23 protein-coding genes and 1 other annotated feature are annotated in these 25,930 nt (G+C 42.9%); of the genes, 11 read left to right on the forward strand and 12 right to left on the reverse strand.

Annotation, left to right across the window (positions count from 1 at the left end):
• The first annotated feature begins 12 nt into the window (after positions 1–12).
• The 3 genes from murJ (at position 13) to V7K62_RS16840 (ending at position 2,767) form a co-directional block, all read left to right on the forward strand.
• Positions 13–1,617: a murein biosynthesis integral membrane protein MurJ gene (gene murJ, locus V7K62_RS16830; protein WP_334865831.1), complete on the forward strand. Its 1,605-nt coding sequence runs from the start codon at positions 13–15 to the stop codon at positions 1,615–1,617.
• 133 nt (positions 1,618–1,750) lie between these two features.
• Positions 1,751–2,263 carry an outer membrane beta-barrel protein gene (locus V7K62_RS16835; protein WP_334865833.1) on the forward strand — a complete coding sequence of 171 codons (513 nt, stop codon included), beginning with the start codon at positions 1,751–1,753 and terminating at the stop codon, positions 2,261–2,263.
• A 210-nt stretch (positions 2,264–2,473) separates the two neighbouring features.
• Positions 2,474–2,767, forward strand: coding sequence for a hypothetical protein (locus tag V7K62_RS16840; RefSeq protein ID WP_334865834.1), 294 nt, complete (start codon positions 2,474–2,476; stop codon positions 2,765–2,767).
• Here V7K62_RS16840 and V7K62_RS16845 read toward each other — a convergent pair.
• The 4 genes from V7K62_RS16845 to V7K62_RS16860 form a co-directional block, all read right to left on the reverse strand.
• Positions 2,764–5,631 carry a DUF3769 domain-containing protein gene (locus V7K62_RS16845; protein ID WP_334865836.1) on the reverse strand — a complete coding sequence of 956 codons (2,868 nt, stop codon included), beginning with the start codon at positions 5,629–5,631 and terminating at the stop codon, positions 2,764–2,766. The two genes, V7K62_RS16840 and V7K62_RS16845, sit on opposite strands and share 4 nt — an antisense overlap.
• A 196-nt stretch (positions 5,632–5,827) precedes the next feature.
• Positions 5,828–5,944: a photosystem II reaction center protein I gene (locus V7K62_RS16850; RefSeq protein ID WP_041566417.1), complete on the reverse strand. Its 117-nt coding sequence runs from the start codon at positions 5,942–5,944 to the stop codon at positions 5,828–5,830.
• Positions 5,945–6,253: 309 nt separating this feature from the next.
• Positions 6,254–6,955: an acyltransferase gene (locus V7K62_RS16855; protein WP_334865838.1), complete on the reverse strand. Its 702-nt coding sequence runs from the start codon at positions 6,953–6,955 to the stop codon at positions 6,254–6,256.
• A 664-nt stretch (positions 6,956–7,619) separates the two neighbouring features.
• On the reverse strand, positions 7,620–7,757 hold the full coding sequence (locus V7K62_RS16860; protein WP_174707946.1) for a hypothetical protein: 138 nt from the start codon (positions 7,755–7,757) through the stop codon (positions 7,620–7,622).
• 576 nt (positions 7,758–8,333) lie between these two features.
• Between V7K62_RS16860 and V7K62_RS16865 the strand changes: the two genes are divergently transcribed.
• Both V7K62_RS16865 and glgP read left to right on the forward strand, forming a co-directional pair.
• Complete coding sequence (locus V7K62_RS16865) at positions 8,334–8,657, forward strand: hypothetical protein (RefSeq protein ID WP_334865840.1); 324 nt, start codon at positions 8,334–8,336, stop codon at positions 8,655–8,657.
• Between the two features lie 555 nt (positions 8,658–9,212).
• Positions 9,213–11,780: an alpha-glucan family phosphorylase gene (gene glgP / locus V7K62_RS16870; protein ID WP_334865842.1), complete on the forward strand. Its 2,568-nt coding sequence runs from the start codon at positions 9,213–9,215 to the stop codon at positions 11,778–11,780.
• A gap of 69 nt (positions 11,781–11,849) precedes the next feature.
• Here glgP and V7K62_RS16875 read toward each other — a convergent pair whose 3' ends face one another.
• Together V7K62_RS16875 and V7K62_RS16880 are read right to left on the reverse strand one after the other, a co-directional pair.
• Positions 11,850–12,317, reverse strand: coding sequence for a DUF29 domain-containing protein (locus tag V7K62_RS16875; protein ID WP_334865844.1), 468 nt, complete (start codon positions 12,315–12,317; stop codon positions 11,850–11,852).
• Between the two features lie 37 nt (positions 12,318–12,354).
• Positions 12,355–13,158, reverse strand: coding sequence for a DUF429 domain-containing protein (locus V7K62_RS16880; protein WP_334866039.1), 804 nt, complete (start codon positions 13,156–13,158; stop codon positions 12,355–12,357).
• A 151-nt stretch (positions 13,159–13,309) separates the two neighbouring features.
• Between V7K62_RS16880 and V7K62_RS16885 the strand changes: the two genes are divergently transcribed.
• Together V7K62_RS16885 and V7K62_RS16890 are read left to right on the forward strand one after the other, a co-directional pair.
• A complete protein-coding gene (locus V7K62_RS16885) occupies positions 13,310–14,569 on the forward strand; it encodes a glycosyltransferase family 4 protein (RefSeq protein ID WP_334865846.1) in 1,260 nt (419 codons plus the stop codon).
• Positions 14,570–14,658: 89 nt separating this feature from the next.
• Positions 14,659–15,525, forward strand: coding sequence for a calcium-binding protein (locus V7K62_RS16890; protein ID WP_334865847.1), 867 nt, complete (start codon positions 14,659–14,661; stop codon positions 15,523–15,525).
• A 403-nt stretch (positions 15,526–15,928) separates the two neighbouring features.
• On the opposite strand, the gene V7K62_RS16895 is transcribed toward V7K62_RS16890, so the two are convergent.
• Positions 15,929–16,255, reverse strand: coding sequence for a hypothetical protein (locus tag V7K62_RS16895; protein WP_334866049.1), 327 nt, complete (start codon positions 16,253–16,255; stop codon positions 15,929–15,931).
• A 259-nt stretch (positions 16,256–16,514) separates the two neighbouring features.
• Between V7K62_RS16895 and trpS the strand changes: the two genes are divergently transcribed.
• Entirely contained in the window at positions 16,515–17,525 is a 1,011-nt protein-coding gene (trpS, locus tag V7K62_RS16900) for a tryptophan--tRNA ligase (RefSeq protein WP_334865849.1), read from the forward strand.
• Positions 17,526–17,583: 58 nt separating this feature from the next.
• The gene (locus V7K62_RS16905) at positions 17,584–18,513 is read left to right on the forward strand and encodes a methylenetetrahydrofolate reductase (RefSeq protein WP_334865851.1); all 930 of its coding nucleotides are present in this window, start codon (positions 17,584–17,586) and stop codon (positions 18,511–18,513) included.
• Between the two features lie 263 nt (positions 18,514–18,776).
• Here V7K62_RS16905 and V7K62_RS16910 read toward each other — a convergent pair whose 3' ends face one another.
• Both V7K62_RS16910 and V7K62_RS16915 read right to left on the reverse strand, forming a co-directional pair.
• Positions 18,777–19,325, reverse strand: a complete 549-nt coding sequence (locus V7K62_RS16910; protein WP_334865853.1) for a phosphate-starvation-inducible PsiE family protein — start codon at positions 19,323–19,325, stop codon at positions 18,777–18,779.
• Positions 19,326–19,414: 89 nt separating this feature from the next.
• Positions 19,415–20,338 carry a tetratricopeptide repeat protein gene (locus tag V7K62_RS16915; protein ID WP_334865855.1) on the reverse strand — a complete coding sequence of 308 codons (924 nt, stop codon included), beginning with the start codon at positions 20,336–20,338 and terminating at the stop codon, positions 19,415–19,417.
• Between the two features lie 264 nt (positions 20,339–20,602).
• On the opposite strand from V7K62_RS16915, the gene V7K62_RS16920 reads away from it, so the two are divergent.
• Positions 20,603–22,651: an elongation factor G gene (locus V7K62_RS16920; protein ID WP_334865857.1), complete on the forward strand. Its 2,049-nt coding sequence runs from the start codon at positions 20,603–20,605 to the stop codon at positions 22,649–22,651.
• 150 nt (positions 22,652–22,801) lie between these two features.
• Here V7K62_RS16920 and V7K62_RS16925 read toward each other — a convergent pair whose 3' ends face one another.
• A complete protein-coding gene (locus V7K62_RS16925; RefSeq protein WP_334865859.1) occupies positions 22,802–23,326 on the reverse strand; it encodes a hypothetical protein in 525 nt (174 codons plus the stop codon).
• Positions 23,327–23,431: 105 nt separating this feature from the next.
• On the opposite strand from V7K62_RS16925, the gene V7K62_RS16930 reads away from it, so the two are divergent.
• A complete protein-coding gene (locus V7K62_RS16930; RefSeq protein ID WP_334866041.1) occupies positions 23,432–24,085 on the forward strand; it encodes a Uma2 family endonuclease in 654 nt (217 codons plus the stop codon).
• 410 nt (positions 24,086–24,495) lie between these two features.
• Here V7K62_RS16930 and rplL read toward each other — a convergent pair whose 3' ends face one another.
• Both rplL and rplJ read right to left on the reverse strand, forming a co-directional pair.
• A complete protein-coding gene (rplL, locus tag V7K62_RS16935; protein ID WP_334865861.1) occupies positions 24,496–24,885 on the reverse strand; it encodes a 50S ribosomal protein L7/L12 in 390 nt (129 codons plus the stop codon).
• Positions 24,886–24,977: 92 nt separating this feature from the next.
• Positions 24,978–25,622, reverse strand: coding sequence for a 50S ribosomal protein L10 (rplJ, locus tag V7K62_RS16940; RefSeq protein ID WP_334865863.1), 645 nt, complete (start codon positions 25,620–25,622; stop codon positions 24,978–24,980).
• A 63-nt stretch (positions 25,623–25,685) separates the two neighbouring features.
• Positions 25,686–25,853 (reverse strand) — a sequence feature (ribosomal protein L10 leader region).
• Positions 25,854–25,930 lie beyond the last annotated feature (77 nt).

The following is a 25,930-nucleotide window of genomic DNA, read 5'->3' on the forward strand; positions in this document are numbered from 1 at the left end:
CGGGTATTATTCGTGACACAACAAGACCAAAAACCCTCTCGTTCTTTCGCTGGAATTGCTGGCATTGTTGCCGCAGCCACATTAATTAGTAAAATCTTCGGTTTAGTGCGGCAGCAAGCGATCGCTGCCGCATTTGGTGTTGGTGCTGCTGCCACTGCCTATAGTTATGCCTATATTATCCCTGGCTTTCTATTGATCTTACTGGGTGGTGTAAATGGGCCATTACACAGTGCGATCGTCAGCGTTTTAGCCAAGCGGCGGCGAGAAGAAGCGGCTCCCCTAGTGGAAACCGTGACAACGCTGGTGGCTGGAGTGCTGTTGTTGGTGACAGTTGCTCAAGTTTTATTTGCGGATGCGATCATTGATTTAGTCGGTCATGGTTTGGAAGAGACAACCAGAGCGATCGCCATTCAACAACTCCGCATTATGGCACCGATGGCTTTATTTGCCGGTTTAATTGGCATAGGCTTCGGTACTCTCAATACAGCCAATCAATATTGGTTACTCTCCATTAGCCCTTTATTATCCAGTATTACCGTTGTTGGCGGTCTTGCTATCTTGGCGATGCAACTGGGCAAGGATATTATTAAACCGGAATACGCTTTAATCGGGGGAATGGTGTTAGCTTGGGGAACCTTGGCAGGAGCAATTCTCCAATGGTTAGTGCAGCTAATTGTCCAGTGGCGGTTAGGATTGGGTACATTACGTCTGCGGTTTGAGTTTAAATCCCCAGGCGTTCAAGAAGTAATTAAAATCATGACTCCGGCAACAGTTTCCTCTGGAATGATGCCAATTAATGTTGCCACTGACCTTTATTTTGCTAGTCCTATCCCTGGTGCTGCGGCGGGATTTAACTATGCCAATCTATTAGTACAAACTCCCTTGGGGATTATTTCTAATATCATTTTACTGCCTCTATTACCGATATTTGCCAAACTTGCCGGCCCCGAAAATTGGCCAGAGTTAAAATCACGCATTCGCCAAGGACTCCTACTCACTGCCTTCACCATGCTACCGTTAGGGGCGCTGATGGTGGCGCTATCTGTACCCATTGTACAGGTGGTATATGAGCGCGGTGCTTTCAAGCCAGAAGCCACACAGCTAGTTTCATCCTTGCTAGTGGCTTATGGAATTGGGATGTTTGTCTATTTGGGGCGTGATGTTTTGGTGCGGGTATTTTATGCCTTGGGGGATGGACAGACACCTTTTCGCATCAGTATTTTTAACATTTTGCTCAACATCTTATTAGATTGGTTTTTCGTTAAACCTTTTGGCGCTCCCGGTTTGGTGTTAGCAACGGTGGGTGTAAATTGTAGCTCAATGTTAATGCTGTTATGGTTGCTCGATCGCAAACTCAATGGTTTACCTTGGCGCGAGTGGAGTTTGCCGATTCTGGGTTTGGCTGCTGGTAGCGTGTTAGGTGGTGTTGCTAGCTATGGGACATTGGTTGGTTCTCAGCACTTGTTAGGTAAAACAGGTTTACTGATTTTGGTGTTGCAGTTATGTGTATCTGGCTTCGTAGGGATTGCGGTGTTTGCTGCGATCGCTTCATGGCTGAAAATACCAGAGGTGAATATATTTATATCTCGTCTACGTCAGCGTTTTTTGAAGAAATAACTGTTACACCCAAGTGGGTGAGAAATAATTCAGCCACTTGGGTGAACCAGGTGTGCGAGGTTACATTTTGTAAAAAAAGAGATTCTAGTACTAGAGAACATTGATTTTACCTAACTCTAGTGAGAATAATTCTATGAAACTTACAAAATTAGCTGCCTCTGCACTTGCTATTGCTTCTATCGTCCTTTCAGCTGGGATTGCATCTGCTCAAACAGCAGGTACTAACGGTAACTACATCGGTGCTGGTGTTGCGGTTGGTGCAACCAGTGGCGGACAAGGAAACGATGAAGCACAAATTGGTGGTAATATTCAAGGACGATACGCCGTTCCCAAAACACCTGTTTCACTGCGGGGTTCTGTGCTGTATGGTGGTGATGCTGCTGCAATTATGCCCTTAGTCACTTATGATGCACCCATCGCCAAAAATACTAACGTTTACTTCGGTGGTGGTTATTCCTTTGTAACTGACGAAGGTCAAAAAACCCCATTGGGCAATCAGAATTCACCTGTAGTCACCCTTGGTATTGAATCAGAAGTTAGCAAAAATGTCATTGCCTACGGCGATACTAAATGGGGGATTGACGCTTACAGAAATAGTGATGCTGATGCCGTCAGCTTCCAAGCCGGATTAGGCTATCGCTTCTAGTGATTACGAGCTAGAAAACGGCTTATTCGGAAGCTAAAGTAATGATGTTTACCGGCCGTAATAATAATTCATTCTGTCATACCTGAGTATTCATATTCAGGTATGAATCATTTTTTTTGATGATTTTGATAAAAAATGATATTGGCTAGTATTGATACTTTCTCTTAAAGTGAAATGAGTAATCGGGAATATACGTATAAGATATTACTCATGAAAAAAATTAATCCCATTCCAAAAATAGTTGGTGAAACAACTGAGGTGGAATCTTGGCTGATTCGTGCGGGGCTAAGATTTTCCGACTTAGGTGACGATGCTGCCAGTATCGCAATCCGTAAGCAATGGCGAGAGTACCAAGCCGCAGTTCACAGATGCTGTGTAACCCTACACCAACCACCATCACGCGTTCAACTAAGCGGTGACTATGCCAGCTTGAGAATACCTGATGGTGCATCAACCAATTGTGAGATCGATCGGCTGTCAAATCGTCCCCAGCCCTTAGACTAATTATCCTGTTGCACGCCGTTCACTACTGGCTTAACTTCCGAAAATGGATCGGTGCCGCCACCCCAGTTAAAATCACTAATTCTGATGCTGAAGCCGCCTAGCTCCAGCACCGGATTGTAACGCAAGATGATGCCATAGGTGCGACGGCTATATTCCAAAATGTAGTCGGTGCTAGTTTCTTTACCAGTATCCAAGTTAACAGATGTTTGAAAGCCTAAGCGAAAAGGCCCGTAAATTTGCTGTGATATTCCAGCCGTCAAAACTTTGTTGTCAACGGAGCGATCGAACAAAAAGGGTGATAATCCGTTATTTAAGCCTTGAGAGAAACTGATATTAAAGGCGGTATAGTCTAAAAAAGGTCGAGAAAAATGACCAATTTGCCCTTGTAAGCCAATTGTACCAGTTAAGGTACTTTGGTTATCCCCATTGCTGTAATAACTGGTAGTGCCTGTAAGACCTGCGATCGCTTGCAAGTAAGGAACTACAGGGTTAGCCGTGTATCGTAATCCCTCAGTGGCAGTAGGTGGTAATGGTTTTCCCTGCCATAGCAACACCCCAGTATTTAGGGCAACGCTACCTTGTAAACGACCTAGTGAGATGCGATCGTTTTCCCGCACTGGTTCTAGCAAGTCTTGGCGATCGGTATTGGCATCAATATATTGGGCACTTCCCTGGTAGCTGAGGTTGATGCCACTTTTTCCTAAAGGAATCACCGGAGAGGTAATAATGCCACCAAAACTGCTCTGGACAGTTTGAAAACCCAGAGTACCGTTGTAGAGGCGATCGCGGTAGTTATATTGCACATTCAATGTGTGGGGAAGGGAAGTCCCTAATGTCTGGCGTACTCCCAAATTCACCCGCAAATTGTCTTCGACATTGTTCAAGTTAAAACTAGTTAACTCCCCAGTTCCCTGAACTATCGTCCGTGGACTCAAAACAGAATTTATCTTGCTCTTCACAGCAAACAGTGCGCCTAAGTCGCCCGTGCCTTCTTGCACACCTCTCTGTACTAATAACTGGGGCGTGATTGTCCAGCGTGTCTGCTCTGTATCGATTACTGGAAAGCCACGCTCAATATATAAACCACCCCGCTTATCTCCATCATAGCCGGGGGATACTATTGCAGGTGTAACGTCCCGCTCCCGGCGGTCAATAGTACGCTCATTCAACGGAATTGGTAAGGAGATTCTTTGATCCAATACCAAACGCTGCTTCTGTGTCCTGATGCGGTCTACCAAGGGTGATTCTCGCGTCAAAGTTACTTTATCTGCGCGTAATTCTAGTTCTGGGGGCGAAAAAGGATCGTTGGTGATGCGGACATCTCTCGCTTGCCAGCCTTGCGGGTAGAAGTCAATATGTTCAGCTTCAAACCTGAGTCGATTGACTACACCCCCTGTTTTCGATACTGGGATGTTGCTAGCATCTGCTTGACCACCAAATCCCAGATCAATTCCTCCAGGGCTGCTCACACCGGAAACGGGCTGATTAGCTCTAATGCGATCGCTTGGCGGACGTTTTGGGACTCCACCAGCACTTACATCGGTGGGTAAAAAAGCAAAATCGGTTTGTGTTGAAGGTACGTAAATTTCTCCTCTACCATTTTCCAGTTCCCCACTATCTTGAACAAAGTTATAGGTAAAGCGTTGTCCACGCAATATCTGATCGCCCCGTGTTAAAGTTACGTTGCCTTCCCCCGCAGCGATCAAGTTATCCAAATTGACTTGCAAGCGATCGGCATCCACCACCGCCCCATCAAATCGCACAACTACATTACCTACAGCTGTAATAATTCGCTGTTGCTCGTCATATTCTTGCCGATCTGAAGTGACTTCTACAATTCTCGGCCCGGCTGGCGGTGTGGTAGCTGGCGCAGTTGTAGCAGATGGTTGAGCTTGCGGCTGATTAGTGGGCGTTGTTACTTGAGCTTGTTGCTGGACTTGGGACTTAAATTCTACAGTGATGGGCGTTGAGAGTTTGTTTGTCGGGTTACGAGACTTGAATGTTATAAAATTTTGTACTGATTGAGAACTCGGTGCCAGATCGGCAGCAGATACAGAGATATTGTCTTTTTTTAGAGACTGTTGTGCAGTAATATCACGTTGCTGTTTTTGTTGGGTTAACTTCTCAGCTAAAATTTCCGCCTTGGATTTGCCTAACTTGTTGCTGTTTGTGACAGTTGGGGCAATTGGAAGAGGGCGCGGGGATTGGGCGACAAGGGGACTTGGAGAAACTCTATAGCTAAAGCTAGAAGAGTCCAAAAAGGTTTGTTTTTCTCCATCATTAGAGTTTGGATGTAGCGATCGCTCACCGACATGAGGAGAAGGTTCACCTTTTGCGTCTCGGTCGGAAGCCTCGAGTGCAACTTTTCTTTGCAACACAGCGGCTTCTCTTTGCATCTCCCGTTTATGCAGCGCCGACATGAGGAGAAGTTCCGAGCGGCGGCGTTCGACGCTCGGATTTGTCTTTGTGTCTTCTTGATTTTGGCGATTAGAGGTTGTAACCTCCAGTATGGGATAACCAGCGACCAGCGGCTGCCCCAAAAGCCCAGCAGTTGCAGAATCCCTGAGTGGGGAACTTTCTGGTGGGAAGGTTTCTGGTGAATGAGGTACAGAGGACGTTTCCGCAACTACCAAGTCATCTGGAGTTGAGTTGATCGGAGTTGACAATAAAGGATCGCGCTTGGTGTTACCCGCAATTGCCAACTGAGCCAAAACCTTTGGCTGCTTGGATTTATCTGTTTTTTCGTGTATTCCAGTATCTACACCTGAAAGAAACTTTGTATGACTAGCAGATGAGGCGGGATTTACAGGTTGTAAAGATTCAACAATAGGAGGCGGATCGGGTGGCAGAACTGGATGAAGCATAAGTGAGCAAAATCGGGCTAACAAACAGCCAAATAACAAAGGGAAGGATAAACATACATTTTGCCTTCCGACTGTCGCCTTCTGCTACCTACAGCAAGCTACTTGGAGGAAGAAACTTACTAAATTTTCGCTTAGTAAGTTTCTGTGGCGTTTAGTATTTTCCGCCTTCCAAAGTCGCGGATGATTTATCGCCCTTTTACTCTAAGTCCCGACGGCCGGGGTTACGAGCTGGATCGTTCGACAAAAATCCGAAGATGAAGATAGTTACGAAGAAGGCAACAACAATATAAACAGCGATTTTTAAAGTCAGCATAGAAATATCTCCAACGGGTAAAACAAAGAGAGCTTTTCTTTCAGTATCTGCCATGCAGAAAAGATAGCTACTTTATATTACCCAAATCTCGTCCCTTTTTTAGAGGACTCTGGGGACTAAGGACTGGCAGTGCCGATCCTACGGTTATTGAGAATGGTGCAAGATGTCAGTTGTCTGACTTTAGATGCCCTTAAAAAATAACTCAGAGACTGTTTACTCTTGTGACGCTGACTCACCGCAAAGGTTTCCCAAAAAAGGCAGCAGGTTACAGGGGATAGTTACTATTCCCCATACCCCATACCCCATACCCTATTTCTCAGCTTGAAGCTTTGCTATATCTTTGCCAATTCGGTTTTTGATTACTCGTGCAGGTATGCCGACAGCAACGGAAAAAGGAGGAATATCTCTATTGACAACAGCTCCGGCACCAATAACACTGCCTTTGCCGATAGTAACGCCATCTAATACTGTTACTCCATGTCCTAGCCAACAATCATCCTCAATCACAATTCCCTTGCGAGTAACACCTTGGTATTTAATCAGCTTCATCGGATCAGCAAAATTATGATTATTGGCATATATCCCTGAGTGGGCAGCAATCAAGCAGTGTTTACCAATTTTAATGTCTCCTGGCCCCTCAATACACACGTTGGGAGCAATAAAGGTGTCTTCATCAATATGTATATACGTATTTTCCAAAGACCCTATATCAACGTTACGCTCAATAGCGACTCTATCTCCTAGATGAATTTTATTATTTTTGTGTCCTCTCGCATTCAGCCGCACACCGTTGAAAATATAGACTCCTGTGCCGATCTCAATACAAGAAGTACCGTTAAATTCAACACCATTTTGAATATAGACTGGGCTGCCTATCTGAGCAAAAATACTACGGTATCCCAAATTACGCAACTTTGGGCCGAGAAGAAGTGTCGGAATATCTCCTAACACTGTAGTCACTAAAAGTTCTTGCACGCGCTGCAATTGGGAAAAATATTGCTCGTTCTGCATGGCTACATATCTCTTCAATCAATTGTTGTTGACAGTGTTGAAAGTTGTTTTGGCTGTATCCTAATCTTCTGCCAATACCAATAAGCTCTGTGTGTGTTAATACATGAGCTAAGGCAGCAGGATCACCAAAATTTCCCCAGATTTTTAGATGGTTTTTCAAATGTTGAAAAACTAGAGTCTGGCTTTGACTATGTGAGCGATTCTTGAGGTTAGATGTGTAGAATTACTCAAGTAATATGCACAATTGCGTTAATTCGCTAGAAGCTTTCGTACTATATGTACGTAAAACTTTGGCTTCTTTTTCACAAAATCAATTAACAAAACAATTTCAGTGCATTGCAAGGTCAAAACTCAGACTGTTAAATTGTCTGATGAGAAAATTTGCTGGTTTAGATCGGCTACTGTTTTGGTGATCCGGCAAATTGGAAAAGCTTGCTACCGCTAACAACACTCCTAAAGCAACTAGGGATAGTGTTGTTTGTCTTGAGGCTATTTTCTCTCAAGCGGTTTTAGTCTTTTGAAACAACTCAGTTTCACAAGCTATTTGACAACAAAAAATACATTTAACTAGACTATATTCAAAGTTTAGATAAAATTTCTGCCTAGGATGACAATGTAATTATTGTTGGATTTTTCTGGGTATTTTTGCCCAAATAAAATCCAATTAGGGTGGATTATCTCCCACATCAGCCATCACATTGAAGTTAACCATCGGTGCAAACAAGTAAGCGCTTCCCCGACTGCTATGACGGCTTTCTTGCAACGAATTTCTAGAGTATGCTGCTCCAATCATGTTGCACACGGATGATTTACAGACTAACCAATTCACGTTTGTAATTACATGAATGGCTTTTAATAACAATTGTTTTTAACGATAACACATTTTATTTTTAGTGGAACACTCTGATTAAAGAAGTTGATTTCCAGGTTGCTTGTTGATGAGAATGGTGGAAATAAGTTAACTTTTTTACTGGAGCGATCGCTACTCAAAAATAATTTTATACACTTAGATGAAATTAATTCCGTATTCGTGTAGCCTCTGTCTGCGACACGCTGTTCGCGAACGTAGAGAAGGGCACAAAGAAAGAAGAAGTTAAAAAGGTTTGGCGCAGCCTCACAAAGAAATGGTATTATGATAGTCTCTTCGTTAAAAAGCCAAAGAGCTACAAATATTCCTCTTCCCTATTATTTGGATCTAAAAATTTGTAAATCACCCATTCGGGTGAGCCAAGCGGGTGATGCGTGCTTGGTACTACTCGTTATAAATTTTATTAAAAGAAAGCTAAAACCTAACTTAGTTTCTAGGAGAAGTTCACAAAACAATATCACATTGCCCAAATTGAGGTATCGGTTTTAACTCACACACTTGGTTCAAATTATGGCTTTAATTAAAGAAATTGTACAAGAAGCTCTAAATACTGGCTATCTGAGTGTTGTAGCCGAAGATCAACTGCGATCGCAGCTTCAAAGTAATTATGACTCAGAAGACCTAGATGCCTGGATTATTTTACAGCGAGCTATTGCAGCAGGTGGTGTCAAACAAGAGTCACGCCGAAAAAAAGCTTCCCCCTCTCCTAAAGCCAAGGACACTTCATCAAGTATCAAACTTGCTTATCAAATGGCAGCAGAGATTGCTTATGCAGCAGCTGTAGCTCTGACAATGACAAAAAATACTAAAGATCAGCCTTCACTAGGTGCATAAGATAACACATCGTAAGTTATTTTCCTGATTTAGTGCTAATATTTCATACCAAGTAGTTAGAGTCGGCGTAGCCCGCCGCAGGCATCGCTTTTCCTGGTTAACTGCTTGGTACGGTTTTCATCCGATTATTTATGCGGTTCCCCTTCTGCCTGCTACCTTCTGACACTGCAACTTTCCCAGCGCCATTTTATTAAAAAATAATTAAAAATTTAACTTTCCTAGACACAGCTATGGGGAATTTTCACCTTCAGCCATGACTCTAGAATTGATCCCCGGAAGCAATACTAAAATAAATATAAATTATTTATTCCAAACTAGATTTTTTTAAGTGATGCAGTGCCAGTAAATGATTAAATCTTAATATACCAAGTACATGACTCAGAGTCAGGCATAGAATTAGAAACACCTTGGTGTAAACTTTAGCAACCAGGTTAAAGAGAATTCTCAATGCTTAACAAAGTCATCGCTTTTTCACAAACTAGAGTATAAAGAATTGGCAACATTGGTAAAGAGAGTAAACAATAACCATAGCTAAACTTGGAGTTTTGCCAACCTATGCAGCCAATTCGCACATTTAATGTATCTCCTTCACTACCGCCGCGACTCGAACCACTGCGGCGGCTAGCATATAACTTGCACTGGGATTGGAACGTTGATACTAAAGATTTATTTCGTCGATTAGACTCTGACCTGTGGGAGTCTAGCCATCATAACCCGGTGTTAATGCTGGGTACTATCTCTCAATCGCGGCTTTTGGAAGTTGTCGAAGATGAAGGCTTTCTCGCGCAAATGGATCGAGCTGACCGTCAGTTAGAAGATTATTTGCAAGAGCGGACTTGGTATCAAAAACAACGGGAAGATAAACCAAAGGAATGCTACGCCTATTTTTCGGCGGAATTTGGACTTGTAGATTGTTTGCCCGTCTATTCTGGCGGCTTGGGCGTTCTGGCGGGGGATCACCTCAAATCTGCCAGTGACTTGGGGCTACCGCTTGTAGGTGTAGGTTTACTGTATCAGCAAGGCTACTTTGCCCAGTATTTGAATGCTGATGGCTGGCAGCAGGAACGCTACCTGATGAACGATTTCTACAATATGCCCTTGCATCTAGAGCGCAATGCTGATGGTTCAGAACTGCGGATTGCGGTAGATTATCCAGGACGCAAGGTATATGCCAGAGTTTGGCGCGTACAGGTAGGAACAGTACCTCTATACCTGCTGGACACCAACATTGAACCCAACATTACTTACGACCACGACATCACAGACCAGCTGTATGGTGGCGACATTGATATGCGTATCCACCAGGAAATCATGCTGGGGATCGGTGGTGTGCAAATGCTCAAAGCTTTAGGGCTGAAAGTCACCGCCTACCACATGAATGAAGGTCATGCCGCCTTTTCTGCCTTAGAACGCATCCGCTTGCTGATTCAGGAAAAAGGACTGAATTATGCCCAAGCTAGACAGGTGGTAGCTTCCAGCAATATCTTTACCACCCACACGCCAGTACCAGCGGGAATTGACTTGTTCGCTCCCGACAAAATGTTGTACTACCTGGGGTACTATGCAGAGATATTTGGGTTGCCCAAAGAGCAATTTTTAGGACTGGGGCGCGAGAATACTGGCGATTTATCTGGGCCTTTCAGTATGGCGGTGCTGGCGCTGAAGATGGCAACATTTTCTAACGGTGTGGCACAACTGCATGGTGTAGTGTCACGGCAAATGTTCCAAGGCTTGTGGAAGAACCTGCCAGTAGAGGAAGTGCCGATCGCCGCAATTACCAACGGTGTCCATGCTCGGAGTTGTGTGGCGAAATCAACTCAAGAATTGTACGATCGCTACCTGGGCCCAAATTGGTCATCAGCACCACCAGATAGCCCATTGTGGGAGCGGATGGACGCTATACCCGATGAGGAGTTGTGGCGGAATCACGAACGCTGTCGCTTAGATATGGTTTTGTATGTGCGAGAGCATTTAGTTAAGCACTTGCGCGATCGCGGCGCTTCGGCTTCAGAAATTGTCCAAGCCCAAGAAGTTTTAGATCCTTACGCTTTCACCATTGGCTTTGCCCGTCGCTTTGCCACCTACAAACGCGCTACCCTCTGGATGCGTGATTTGGATCGGATTAAGCGGCTTCTGCTGGCTAACAAAGACCGGAAAGTGCAATTTGTAATCGCTGGTAAGGCACATCCCAAGGATATCCCAGGTAAAGAACTGATCCGCGATATCAATCACTTTATCCGCGAACAACATTTAGAAAAACAGGTAGTGTTTGTTCCCAATTACGACATTCACATCTCCCGGTTGATGGTTGCGGGTTGCGATATCTGGTTAAATACACCGCGTCGTCCACGGGAAGCTTCTGGTACTAGTGGCATGAAAGCGGCAATGAATGGATTGCCAAATTTAAGTGTACTAGATGGCTGGTGGGATGAAGCTGATTACGTCCGCACGGGCTGGGCGATTGGACATGGAGAAAATTACGATGATCCCAACTACCAAGATGAAGTAGAAGCAAATGCTCTCTACGAGTTGTTAGAGAAGGAAGTTGTACCGTTATTTTATGAACATCGGGATACTGATGGTTTGCCCCGTCCGTGGGTTGCCAAAATGAAGGATGCAATTCGGTTGAATTGTCCCTTCTTTAATACAGCGCGGATGGTAGGAGAATATGCTGGGCGGGCTTATTTCCCGGCCAGCGATCGCTATCATACCCTGACTGTTGATAACTATGCCCCAGCTAAAGAACTAGCTGCTTGGAAAGAAAAACTGGGCGAACACTGGTTCGACATCAAAATTAAAGATATTGACGTATCGGCAGCTTCAGACGACATTGAGGTTAACCAAACCGTTGCTGTCAAAGCCAAGGTTGACTTGGCAACTTTGACGAATGATGATGTGCAGGTGGAGCTATATCAAGGTGCGATCGATGCCAATGGTGAGATTGTCAACGCTGTGCCAGTGGTGATGCATTACCAAGGGGAAGATGCACAGCAATTGAGTATTTACACAGGTAATATCACCTATACTGCTTCTGGTTTGCAAGGCTTGTCTTTGCGTGTATTGCCGAAAAATCAAAATCTGGCTAATCCTTATGAACCAAGGTTGATTGCTTGGGCAGAATAAGAGTAGTGAGTAGTTATTGAATACTTAAGAATAGGCGTTGCTGATTTAAGTTTAGCAACGCCTTTTATGTTACAACTTTTCAGGTAGATAATTAATATCTAGTAGCTGTTCTAAGGTATAAGTACAATATTGAGGTAAGTTATCTAGCTTGCCCTGGGTTTTCTCAATTACATACCCTAAAGCATCATCATAAATTGATGCTAATTCATTTTCTAAATATTGATATAAATTCGTTGTCAAATTACGTTTTAATTGATTCCTAAAACTTCTAATTTCTGCTTTCCAATGTCCAGAATTATATTGAGATTCTTCTGTCCAATATTGCAGCAATAAAAGATGTCTAATAATTTGTTCTAATAAACTAGCAACCTTGGCTTTGTCTCTACGACCCAAATTTTCTAGCTCATCGATTAAATTTTCTAAATCTAATTCTTCTAAATGGTTAGCTTTTAATAGCTTGATTGTTTCCTCTAACCAGAGATGATCATCAATTTCATAAAGCTCTTTTAAACTCAAGTTAGAACTAACTCCTTGCATAAAACTTCCTCGACTTAAATCTTAGGATATTACAATTTTAGGCTAATATTCTTTGAGGGATGATAATGTAGCCTGTGGTGCGTAGGCGTAGCCCGTCGTAGACATCGCCTAGAACTAAGTTACGTTGTTCTCCCCAATACCACCAGTATGCACCAACGTAAGCACAAATTAGGCTATCTAGTTGATCTTCGGTTGTTTTGAGGGCTGCGCCTGTGTTGGGGATTTCGGAAAAGAACGAACCGCTTTCTCTGCAAGAGGCTTCGCCAACGCGCAGCGTCTCGCAGAGAAGGCGTAGAGGACGCAGAGGAGGTTCAAGGGTAGGTAAAAAATCAACAATGTAATTGTAGAGTTTGATTAGTTCTAGGCGGCGCTCATTGAGGCGTCCTTTTTTGTATTTGAGGATGCGTTCTAAGTTGAATAGGTTAACGATTGCTGGGTGGGGAAAGACTTCTATTTGATATCTGCCAAGTTTTTGCGGTTCAATCGTGGGTGCGTGTGCAAAACCGCGTGATTCTAATTCTAAACCAAAGTTGATGGTGCGATGGGCAAAGGGTAGGTTTTGATTAGCTGGGTAGCATCCCGCATGATATTTGCCAAAGTACTTGTGGCTGAGTTTGTCGGCGAGGCGACTCCCAGTAGCGTTGGGTATGAGGGTAGGTGCATCTACGGCGATGATGGCTGGTTCATCTGGTTTGACGGTTTGATCGAGCCAAGTGAGGATGTCTGCAATGGCATCTTTGCGGTCTAGATCGAGTAGTTGCAGTTGGCCATCTTTCCATTCTAAGCAGCACAGTCCACTTGGTTGCGATCGCCAGCCTAAATCAATACCAATAAATTTCATGGTCATAACACGAATTTGCGATTATTTTCGCATTTCACGGCAACGATTCACCTAAATTTACTTGCTAAAAATTGTGATAAATAATCTTATAATCTTAAGCAGCTTGTCTTAATTTATTTTATCTGGCAATAAGTTAATCAAGATTATTCCAATGAAAATTTTATTTTTACATCCCAATTTTCCCTCACAATTTCGCAACCTAGCGACAGTTTTAGGTAAAGATCCTAATTACCAAGTCGTCTTTGGGACAAATCGTCGGGAAGGGGAAATACCTGGCGTTTATAAAGCTATTTACACTCCTTCTCGTGAAGCGGCTCCCCAAACTCACCACTACGTTCGCAACCTGGAAAATGCTGTTCTCACCGCACAGGCTGTCTATCGCGTGGCAGAAAAATTAAAAGCTGAGGGTTTCGTTCCAGATATAGTTTATGGTCATTCTGGTTGGGGGCCGACTTTATTTATGAAAGATGTTTTCCCCAAAGCAGAATTATTGTGTTATTTCGAGTGGTTTTACCATGCTCACGGTTCGGATGCAGATTTTGATCCCAATGAACCGCTGAATTCTGATGATGAATGCCGTATCCGCGTGAAAAATGCGCCGATTCTGACTGATTTATATAGTTGCGATCGCGGTCTTTGTCCGACGAATTGGCAACGTCAGCAGTTTCCCAAAGAATATCATAGCAAACTCACTGTAATTCATGATGGTATTGATACCCAATATTTTGTCCCCAAACCAGGCGCAAAGTTAGTTTTACCAAGAATAAATCTGGATCTTTCCCATGTGGAAGAGTTGGTAACTTATGTAGGACGGGGGATGGAACCTTATAGGGGTTTTCCGCAGTTTATGGAAACGGTGGCGCTACTTCAGCAGCGACGACCTAAATGCCACGTGGTAGTTGTGGGAGAAGATCGGGTTGCTTATGGTAAAAATCTCCCCGATGGTAAGACTTATAAACAATTAATGCTAGAAAAATTATCTTTGGATTTATCCAGGCTGCACTTTACAGATAGGCTTCCTTACAATGAGTACCTTCAGGTTTTACAAGCTTCTTCTGCTCATGTTTATTTAACCCGTCCTTTTGTATTATCTTGGTCAATGTTAGAAGTAATGGCAGCAGGATGTTTACTAATAGCTTCTAAGACTTCGCCTGTCTTGGAAGTTGTAGAAGATGGGGTGAATGGACTGCTAGTAGATTTCTTTTCTCCCCAGAATATTGCTAATCGGGTTGAAGAGGCGCTGAATCATCCTCAAGAGATGAATGCAATTCGTGCGAATGCGCGAGAGACAATTCGGAAGCGTTATGATTTGGCAAAACTGTTACCACAGCATTTGCAATGGATGTTCGCTGGTAAAAATTCTAATAGTTTGAAAAAGCGCCCAAGTTCTAAAGGATTTGCCAGAAATTAGATGACATTAGTCATTAGTCATTAGTCATTAGTTACAACCAACAAAAGACAAATGACTAATGACAGACAAATACAAAAGCGATATTTAAAATGCGAATTATTTTTACCATTGCCCATTTTTTCAAACCTAACAGTGAGGGTCGTCATGCTTCCCAACGCAAAGACCCACAACCCCGCTTGCAGGCGTTAACTAAAAGCATTACCGCTTTACACCAATTATTTGGCAAATCTCAAAGTATTATCAACATTGCTCAACGACTAGCTTTTCCTGCTAATCAGCCGCAGTCTCACGAACTAGATATTGTTATTTGTACAATTAAAGATAATCATCTTCTAAATCAGCTTCCCTTACCATCCCATTTATATAGGCATCATTCTAGCAATGCAGAACCTTTACTTTTGGGGTTTGAGTGCCAAGCTGTTCTGCAAAGTTGTCTCGGTCAGTATGATTACTACTGCTTTCTTGAAGATGACTTAATTATTCACGACCCTTGGTTTTTTATAAAATTAAACTGGTTTACCCAACAAGCGGGTGATTTAAATTTGCTCCAACCAAATCGTTATGAAGTCTCTCCCAACGGTTTGGTTCACAAAGCTTATATTGATGGGGATTTGGCTTTACGAGTAACTGCTCCTTTTCAAAATGTTCAGGAACAACAGGAACTCAAAGGTACAATTCTGAATACACCAATTACCTTTTGTCGTGCCCTCAATCCTCACGCAGGTTGCTACTTTTTAAATGCAAGTCAGATGGCTCAATGGGCTAATCAAACCTATTTTCTCGACCGCGATGTTAGTTTTGTTGGGCCTCTAGAAAGTGCTGCCACTTTAGGAATTATGAAGACATTCCAAATTTACAAAACCTCGCCGGAGCAAGCAAGCTTTTTGGAGATTCAGCACTTTGGAACTGGATTTCTGGGGCTAATTGGCGGACAGGTGGGTTTGGCACAAAGGTAAATCGAATTTAAGAGTTTGGTTTTGGTGAGCAAAATTAATGCGATCGCTATTTATAAAAACACATTAGCGATCGCTCAACAATCAACTAATCTTAAATTGTGACTAATGCCAGAGAGCAGTATTGGGAAGGGCTAAGAGGATGTTTGAAAAGTATTTACCTGTGACTTTAGGCACTTTTAGATCCCCCCTAACCCACGCCAGTCGCTCATGGGGGAAACCCCCATCGCTTTTAGCGTCTCCCCTTGGGAGAAGACCGCGCTGGCTCCCCTTAAAAAGGGGGGAACTGGAATCAAAGTCTCCCAATTTATCGGGAGATTTAGAGGGATCTAAAACTTTTGATACCGACAAGAGAACTTTTCAAACATCCTCTAAGGACAACCGCGAGAAAACTAGATCGCCATCATTAAGTAATCATCTCGCTTGAGTAAATCAAAGCGAGGCGAGGTACGGGGCTTTGGGTTATATCTGGTTTTTCAAGGGCGCGGAAGGTTCCTTGTTCTTCACCTTTGGCGATCGCATTTGTATCGACTGACAATGCCATTGTATCGACTAACAATGCCATTGTATCGACTGACAATGCCATTGTATCGACTGACAATGCCATTGTATCGACTAACAATGCGATTGTATCGACTGACAATGCCATTGTATCGACTAACAATGCGATTGTATTGACCGACAATGCGATTGTATCGACTAACAATGCCATTGTGTTGACCGACAATGCCATTGCATCGACTTTTTATTTACAACAGACTACAGTAAAGCTTTACAATGCCCACTCTACAAGCTGTAGAGAGTACACTAAGTTGTCGTTTTCCTTTGTGAAGAGTTTCTATAGCAATCGGAGTTGAGTTAAAATCTCTAATCCCACAACGGCGAGTTGACCAGGAAAATGTCAAAATTAAATGAGTTTTGTGTAGGCGCAAGCGACTTGTCGCCAGACATCGCCGACATAGCGCGGATTTGAGATAACTAAGTTGAAATTTATGGGCAAGCAACGTGTTCTTTCTGGAGTTCAACCAACCGGCAATTACCATCTAGGTAACTACTTGGGAGCCATTCGCAACTGGGTAGAAGGTCAGAGCGAATACGAAAATTACCTTTTTGTGGCTGATTTGCACGCGATTACAGTGCCACACGACCCAAAACAGTTGGCAGCTGATACCTACACTCTTGCTGCTCTTTATCTAGCTTGTGGTCTTGATTTAAATCACTCCACCATCTTTGTACAATCCCACGTTTCGGCCCACAGTGAACTCACCTGGTTGCTCAACTGCATTACACCTCTAAACTGGCTGCAAGATATGATCCAGTTTAAGGAAAAGGCACTCAAGCAGGGAGAAAATGTGAGTGCAGGCTTATTGGATTACCCTGTGCTGATGGCAGCAGATATTTTGCTTTACCAAGCGGATAAAGTGCCAGTGGGTGAAGACCAAAAGCAACACTTGGAATTGACACGGGATATTGCAGCTCGGTTAAATCACCAATTTGGTAAACCAGATCAACCTGTTCTGAAGTTACCAGACCCTTTGATTCGCAAGGAAGGGGCAAGGGTGATGAGTTTAGCAGACGGTACACGCAAAATGTCGAAGTCCGATCCTTCCGATTTGAGCCGAATCAGTTTGCTAGATTCACCGGAACAGATTCAATACAAGATTAAGCGTTGTAAAACTGATCCGATTCGTGGGCTGACTTTTGACGATCCAGCGCGTCCAGAGTGTAATAATTTGTTAACGCTCTATACATTGCTTGCTGGAAAGAGAAAGGAAGATGTCGCAGTTGAGTGTCAGGATATGGGCTGGGGACAGTTCAAGCCATTGTTGACAGATACAATTATTGAGTCCCTGAAACCAATCCAAGAAAAATATCACTCGATAACGGCAGATAAAAGCTATTTGGAGTCTGTGTTAAGGGATGGAGGGGAAAAAGCTAGAGCGATCGCAAATCAAACTTTATCACAAGTCAAAGCTGCTTTAGGCTACTCTCTTCCTCTATAAGTTTTCACCTTTAGGTGTGATTTGTTATACCATTTAAGAAATTGAAAACCTTAATGTTATGCATCACACCCACAGCCCCACAGCCTTAAATGACTTTCGCAGAGCTGTACAAGCAGGTGAATTTCTAGTTACCGCCGAGGTAGCACCCCCGAAAGGGGGAAATCCAGCGCACATGATTCAAATGGCGGCGACTCTTAAGGGGAGGGTTCATGCCGTCAATGTTACTGATGGTAGCCGCGCCGTGTTAGGCATGTCTTCGTTAATCGCATCGGTGATTTTGTCACAAAACGGTATAGAGCCGATTTGTCAAATTGCTTGCCGCGATCGCAACCGCATCGGTTTACAAGCTGATTTGATGGGCGCTCATGCTTTAGGTATTCGTAATATTTTAGCTTTGACTGGCGACCCAGTTAAAGCAGGCGATCATCCAGATGCCAAAGCAGTGTTTGACTTAGAAGCTGTGCGACTGCTGCAACTGATTCGGAAGATGAATCAAGGTGTTGATAGCAACGATAAACCCTTGACTGATGGAGCGTTAGATTTATTTGTTGGTGCAGCAGTAGATCCGCAATGTAAAAGTTGGTCGGGTTTGCAAAGTCGATTTGAACGCAAAATCGAAGCCGGAGCGCAGTTTTTTCAAAGTCAGTTGATTACTGATTTTGAGCGGCTGGAAAAGTTTATGGACACAATCGCCGCTGGTTATAAAAAACCAATTTTGGCAGGAATATTTCTGTTGAAATCAGCAAAAAATGCTCAGTTTATTAATAGATGTGTTCCGGGTGTAGATATTCCCCAACATATTATTGATAGATTGGCAAAAGCTAAAGACCCTTTTGAGGAAGGGATAAAAATTGCCGCCGAGCAAGTGCAAATAGCGCGGCAATTATGTCAAGGGGTTCACCTGATGGCGGTGAAGCGAGAAGATGCGATCGCGCCAATTTTAGATTTGGCTGGGATTGCCCCAGTGAATCAGTTGGTATCTATGTAAATTAGAGAATGAATCTTTTATGAAAGCAGATGCCAACAAACATCTGCTTTTTTCTTGTGAGAATTGCAAGCCCAATTTTTGGAACAACTCTACACAAGGCTGATAACCTACTTCTTCTGGATCTTTGATGTAGATATCTTAAGCTTTAACATTTGAGATTTTAAATGTATCCAAGTTCCTGATACAGACCGAAACAAAGGAGTGGTGAGTAGGAAAATACTTTTTCCTACTCACCACTCCACACTCCCCATTTTCATAACAATTTATCCAAGCGGTTGATTCTCATCACATTGACGTGAATACTGGAATTCCAACTCGTTTTGGCCTTCTCTACCTCCCCTATACACAACCGGACAAAACTTAGTGTTATGGCTCATACAATCCATGTGTGGCGTTTTAGCACATACCACGAGTAGTCCACCCAGAACAAATAACAAACCACAAATTGCAAGCGTATTAACCCAATAAATTTCCAGCGCTCCGTGAACTACTACCTCGCGCAGTAGAGATACAATTGTTACCTCAACTGCTACTCCTACAGAAATACTATGTTCTTGCAAATAGACCATTAATAGTCGGAATAACTCGACTAAAATCAACACAAATAGTATTTTTGCAGTCACATGTTTATAGTCTAGTGGCTGCATGAGGGCGATAGCTATCCCCCACAATTGGATCAGCATGACGGCGAACAAACCTAAACACAAAACAATCACAATTAAGTCTTGAAAGGCTTCCATGTTGCGAACAATTGAGTGCCGATCGAGCCAGCGATCGCTAAATAAAAATCGACTTTTCTGGCGCTTTTGCATGTACGTTTTATTCCAATCGGGACAAGTTCAGACAACACCAGCGAGTCAACCCAATAGTTTTATGTTATGCAATATTAAGTTTTTCCGCCTCAGCGAGGTTGGTAATTTAAATTTTGTGCTTGTTGCAACAATTGCTCGGCATTTTTCGCCCACTGGGGATTTTTTTGAGCATTGTATAAATCTCTAGCAAATTGCAATACTTGTACTGCATCGCCATATTGCTGTAACTGGATAAAAACTAACCCAGCACCATAATAAGCGTTGGGATAGTTAGAGTTAGCTTCGGCTGATTTTCTAAAAGCCTCTAATGCCTCTTGTAATTTACTTTGTTGAAAAAAAATTGAGCCGAGATTGTAGTAAGCTTCTGGATACTTGGGATTAATTTTTAATGCCTGATAAAATGCACTTCTTGCTTGATCGAGTTTACCTTGTTGGAGATAACACATCCCTAGATGGTAAGGCGGTTCTGGTGCATTTTTGCTATATTCTACGGCTTTTTTAAAAGATGCGATCGCTCGCTCACAATCTTGTTGCTGTTCTCGTACTAACCCCAAGTTATAGTGGGCAAATCCTAGTTTGGAATCGAGTTCTAACGCGTGTTGTAAATAATCGTTAGCTAACTTTAAATTATTGCCTTCTAACAACGCTCCGCCTAAATTAGCAAAAGCTGGAGCAAATTTGGGATCAGCTTGCGTCGCTCGATAAAATGCATCCGCAGAGGGTTGTAATTGTCCCGTTTGTCGGAATGCTAGCCCTAGATTATAGTACGCTGGTGCTAATGTCGGATCTAATTGAGTTGCTTGTTTAAAGGCAGCGATCGCATCTTGTACCTTTCCCGCTTGAATTGCTTGTAAGCCTTGGTTTAACCAGTCTATGGCAGTTTTTCCATTAGATTGTGCCAGTTTTAAGGCGACAGGAGTAGATAGAGAAACAGAGGGGGAGGAAATGCTAACAACCAGCAAAGTCAAACTTACTAACCCTGCTATGCGATATTTAAAGAATGATAATCTCATTGATTTTCTGACTCGCAACACTTTCAGTTAAATTTACTTCATATTGTTTTTTACAAAAGTTTTTGATTCAGTATAAAAATTTGTGATACTTAACTTTTCTTAAGCTAAATCTTACGACAGGCTACAATTTTTTTAATTTTCGATTAAAGGGAGGATAATAACGAATTAAAGAAGGGGTAATTTTGACTCCAGAGAACCATTTTTTTATCCCTTGATATATACAGAATCATGCGGTTAATAATCAATTACCGCAAGGGAGGTTTTATGAACGACAAAGTAAAATCGGGTTCGCGCAATGTTGCAATTGTCGGGCCTTATTTAAGTGGAAAAACCACTTTACTAGAAAGCTTGTTATTTGTCACAGGGGCAATTTCCCGCAAAGGCAATGTTAAGGACAGCAATACAGTGGGAGATAGTGCTGCTGAGTCGCGCGATCGCCATTTCAGTGTAGAAGTCAGCGCCGCTAGCACTGAGTATAACGGCATTCGCTTCACTTTTATTGACTGTCCGGGAAGTGTAGAATTTGCCCAAGAAACGTACAATGCTTTAATCGGAGTGGATGCAGCAATTGTAGTTTGCGAACCCATCCGCGAACGCGTCCTCACTCTTGCCCCTCTATTTAAATTCCTGGACGATTGGGAAATTCCCCACCTCGTCTTCGTCAACAAAATGGATCGGGCAAATATTCATGTTCTAGAAACGTTACACGCCCTGAAAGCAGTATCTAGCCGTCCCCTGGTAGCACATCAATATCCCATCATGAACGGGGAACAACTCACCGGCTTTATTGATATGGTGAGCGAACAGGCATATAAATATCATCCAGGCGCACCTGCTGACCCCATTCCCTTCCCCGAAAGTTTAAAAGAAGAAGAACATACAGCACGGGCAGAAATGCTCGAAGCTTTAGCAAATTTTGACGACCATTTACTCGAAGAACTTTTAGAAGACATCGAACCATCCCAAGAAGAAATCCTCAAAGATTTAAAAATGGAATTAGGGGCAGATTTGGTAGTGCCCGTTTTCTTTGGTGTGGCAGAACAAGATTATGGTGTTAGACCTCTAATAGAAGCCTTATTACGGGAAGCCCCCGAACCAGAAACGACAGCAGAACGTCGCTTAAAAAACTTAAAAGGCAATACTCCCATAGCGCAGGTACTCAAAACTTACTACACTCCCCAAGGTGGTAAACTCTCTCTGGTGCGTGTTTGGCGGGGCAAATTAACTGATGGCATTGTTCTCAATGGCATTCGCACTGCTGGGATTTACCGCCTCATGGGACAACAACAGCAGTTCGTTAATGAAGTTGGTGCTGGTGAAATTGTCGCATTGAGTCGTTTAGAAGGAATTAAGACAGGAGATACAATCTCCACAGAACCGCAAGCGGCGATGGAATTAGCCAAAGCTGTACAGTTGGAACCAGTGTATGCCCTCGCCATTACACCAGAAAAGCGCAACGATGAGGTTAAACTCAGCAGTGCTATTACCAAGTTGTTAGAAGAAGACTCCTCACTTGCTTGGGAACAACACGGCGACACCCACGAAGTAATTCTTTGGGGTCAAGGCGAGATTCATTTGCAAGTTACTCTAGACAGACTGCGCCGCAAATATAATCTGCCAATGACAACCCACTTACCACAAGTGCCTTACAAAGAAACCATCCGCAAAACAGTGGCTTCAGTTCATGGGCGCTACAAGCATCAAAGCGGTGGTCATGGACAGTTTGGTGATGTTTTTCTCGAAATTAAGCCTTTACCACGCGGTACAGGCTTTAACTTTAATGAAACTATTGTCGGCGGTGTGATTCCCAAACAGTACATACCTGGTGTGGAAATGGGCGTGCGGGAATTTCTGACACATGGGCCTTTGGGCTTCCCAATAGTGGATTTGGCGGTAACTCTGACGAATGGTTCTTATCACAACGTTGATAGTTCCGAACAAGCCTTTAAGCAAGCTGCCCGATTGGCAATGCAAACAGGGATATCCCAAGCGGAATCTACCCTGTTAGAACCAATTTTGCGGGTGGAAGTAACAACACCTAACGAATTTACCTCCAAAGTGTTGCAACTGGTGAGTGGTAGACGGGGGCAAATTTTAGGCTATGAGGGGAGAAACGATTGGCAAGGCTGGGATAATGTCTCTGCATATTTGCCACAAGCAGAGATGCAAAACTTTATTGTAGAGCTGCGATCGCTCACTCTTGGCGTTGGTTCTTTCCACTGGGAATATGACCATCTTCAGGAAGTGCCGGAAAAACTTGCTGAACGTGTCATTCAAAATAATGGTAATGGTGCTAACGGCAACGGCAAGTAATCTTGGATTAATATAAAGTTGCGATCACTCCAAGGCTCAGATTCCCCAATTCTTAGAGAAGTGGGGAATCTTTAATAAGTGTTTATAAGTGAGCGCTTCAGAAAAAGATAATTGATGAGAGCATGAAAGCGATCACTATTTATTAATTATCTAGGGTAGCTTTACACTTAACCCAGAGTTTGGGCCATTAGGTAAACCCAATGCTGTATCAATGCCTGGATTAACTCGAAGATCCTCCAGTAATTTTTCTGCTTTTACTTTCGTTCCTATTTTTGCTTGTGAATTAGGACGAGGATTCATTACATCTTTAGCACGGTAAACTTCAAGGTCAGATATTCCCTCGTCCAATGCTCTGAGACTTAAACCACGAATATAAAAACGGTTAAATTCACCCTCTGCTAGTGTTTCAGCAGCAGTTTCAGGAATTTTTACAGTTGTATATCCACCCTGCTTTTTTCTTTGCTCTGTTAAGTTGATTCTGCCATTTAATGAAAGTTCTTGAGCAAACCAGGCTTCATTATGACTACTAATAGCTTCTTTAATTAAATTTACATAGTCTTTTCTACCAATTTCACTCAAGCGAGGACTGACGTATAGTTTGGCATTAGTAATATCTAGTTCAACTTCAGCCATAATAAATTGGCGTGTTCTATGATCCAAATTTTCAAACAACATAATTATTAAATTGGAAAGTGTTCGAATAAGTAGAAGAAGTTCTCTTTGTATAAAACACTGTAAAAACACGTAAAAATAGTATTTTGAAAGTTTAAAATATCAGTGATAATAACATTTCAATTGCGACAATTAAGTGTTCCGCCGGGACATAGAGTAATACTCCACGATGTTAGCTGGCAAGAATTTGAGGCGATTTTAGAAGAACTTGGCGACCATCGAGCCTCTCGATTGGCTTACAGCCAGGGAACTTTGCAGATAAGAATGCCATTACCGAAGCATGAGAAAGCCAAAGTCATCATTGGCGATTTGGTAAAAATTCTGCTGGAGGAGTTAGAAATTGACTGTGAAACATTTGGCTCAACCACCTTTAAAGGTGAAGATATGGCTTTTGGTGTAGAGCCTGATGATTCTTTCTACATTCAAAATCATGCTCAAATGATTGGTAAAGAACGAATAGACCTAAAAGTTGATCCGCCACCTGACTTAGCAATTGAAGTTGATGTTACTTCCAAAACTCAACTTGATGCTTACGAAGTGCTAAGAGTTCCTGAACTTTGGCGATATGAAAATGCGAAGCTACAAATTAATATTCTTGAAGATGGCAAATATATTGAGTCTGAAATAAGTCCTACTTTTCCGAACTGGCGTATTTTTGAAGCAATTCCTCGTTTTGTCGAACAGAGCCGAACTTTAGGTAGAAGTCCAACACTCAGGGCATTTAGGCAATGGGTGAGAGAGGAAATTCAAAATAATTTGTAATGGTTTTGGTTAGATAAAGCTTGTTTATGCTTGCCACTCTTATGAGATTCACATCCAGTATTTCTATTTTTATGAAATGACTCTTATTTGCTAGGAAGGTGCGATCGCTCCCACGTTAGTTTTTCCACTGGGAATACGACCATCGTTTATTAATCTTAGGCGTTGGTGCGATCGCTCAAAAAGTATAAGTAATATCAGGTTCGGTTAAACACTTACAACATCTATAGGTTGGGTTGAGGAACGAAACCCAACATTTGCTCCTTGTTCATGTTGGGTTTCACTGCCGTTCAACCCAACCTACATTGATAGATAAAGGTTTGTAGTAAGCGGCTCCAGCCCTTGCTACAAGCCAATATAAAAAAGGAGCCTAACTTAGGCTCCTTAATAAAAAACTACTAATGTAATTGTGACTACTTAACAGTCACCTTACCGCCAGCTTCTTCAATGCGCTTCTTAGCATCTTCGGCAGCATCCTTAGCAATACCTTCTTTAACTGCCTTGGGCGCAGCTTCCACCAAGTCTTTGGCTTCTTTCAGACCCAAACCGGTCAATTCCCGGACAATCTTCAGCACGGCAATTTTCTTATCAGCTGCGACTGATTCGAGAATCACTTCAAACTCGGTTTGCTCAACAACTTCCTCAGCAGGAGCAGCACCAGTACCAGGCATCATCATCATGCCGCCAACGGGTGCAGCAGCACTCACGCCAAAAGCTTCTTCAATTTGCTTGACTAACTCAGAAGCTTCCAGCAAAGACAGGGTTTTTAGTTGTTCTAAAATTTGATCGGTTGCAGTAGACATTGATATAACTCCTGTAATTTTGATTATTTATTTGTCATTGTCATTGGTCTTTAACTTTAGACTTTTGACTCTTGACTGATGAACCGCGAAGTCTATTCAGCAGCAGTTTCTGTGTTGCTATCAGCTTCAGTTGTGCTTTCGGTGCTACTATCTTGGACAGCAGTGCTTTCGGTGCTGCTATCTTCGACAGCAGCGGTTTCGGTGCTACCACCACTTTGCTCTTGGTCGGCCACAGCCTGCAAAGCACGAGCCAGTGAACCAGGAACTTCGTTGATACCCACAGCAATCTTGGTAGCCAAGGCATTGATAGCCCCAGCAATTTGGGCAATGAGTTGTTCCTTAGATGGCAAGTCTCCCAGTACCTTGACATCAGGTTCTTTGAGTAGGCGACCTTCCAGTACACCACCACGAAGTTCTGTCTTCTTGGTGACTTTTTGGAATTCTTGGTATGCCTTAATTGCCGATGAAAAATCTTCTTTTACCAGCAAAAAGGCGGAAGCACCGTTGAGCAATTCCGACAGGGGCTGCCATTTTTCATCATCTTTAATAGCAATACCCATCAGGGTGTTCTTCGTCACCTTACAAACAGTGCCACTGGGACGCAGCCGCCGCCGTAAGTCTGTGATTTCAGAAACTGTTAGCCCCTGATAGTCAATTACCAGTGCCAGAGTTGACTCACTCAAAGTTTCTTTGAGGTCAGCTACTATCTCTTTTTTATTCTCTAGTGTTCTACCCATTCCAATCTCACCTCCTTAAAATAATCGGGGAAGTGCCCTACTTGTGCGTTTTTTCTCAACCTGAACCCAAACAACAAACCCCAGCTAATTTAGCCGGGGTTGAGTATTAAGACTCTTGACGCCATAGTTATCACACCTTTATGGGTGGTAATTCTGACTATTAGAGTTTTAACCTCGGCAGGATATTAAGCTATTAGCACCTGCTGTCTCCGGCTTTGCCTATTTAATTTTGTCATTAGTCAATTTGTCTTACCCCTGCGGAAAGCCGCTGGCGCGTCTATGTCCTTCGTCCTTTGCCTTTACAAATG

It is taken from the genome of Nostoc sp., assembly GCF_036917935.1.
Lineage (GTDB): Bacteria > Cyanobacteriota > Cyanobacteriia > Cyanobacteriales > Nostocaceae > Nostoc.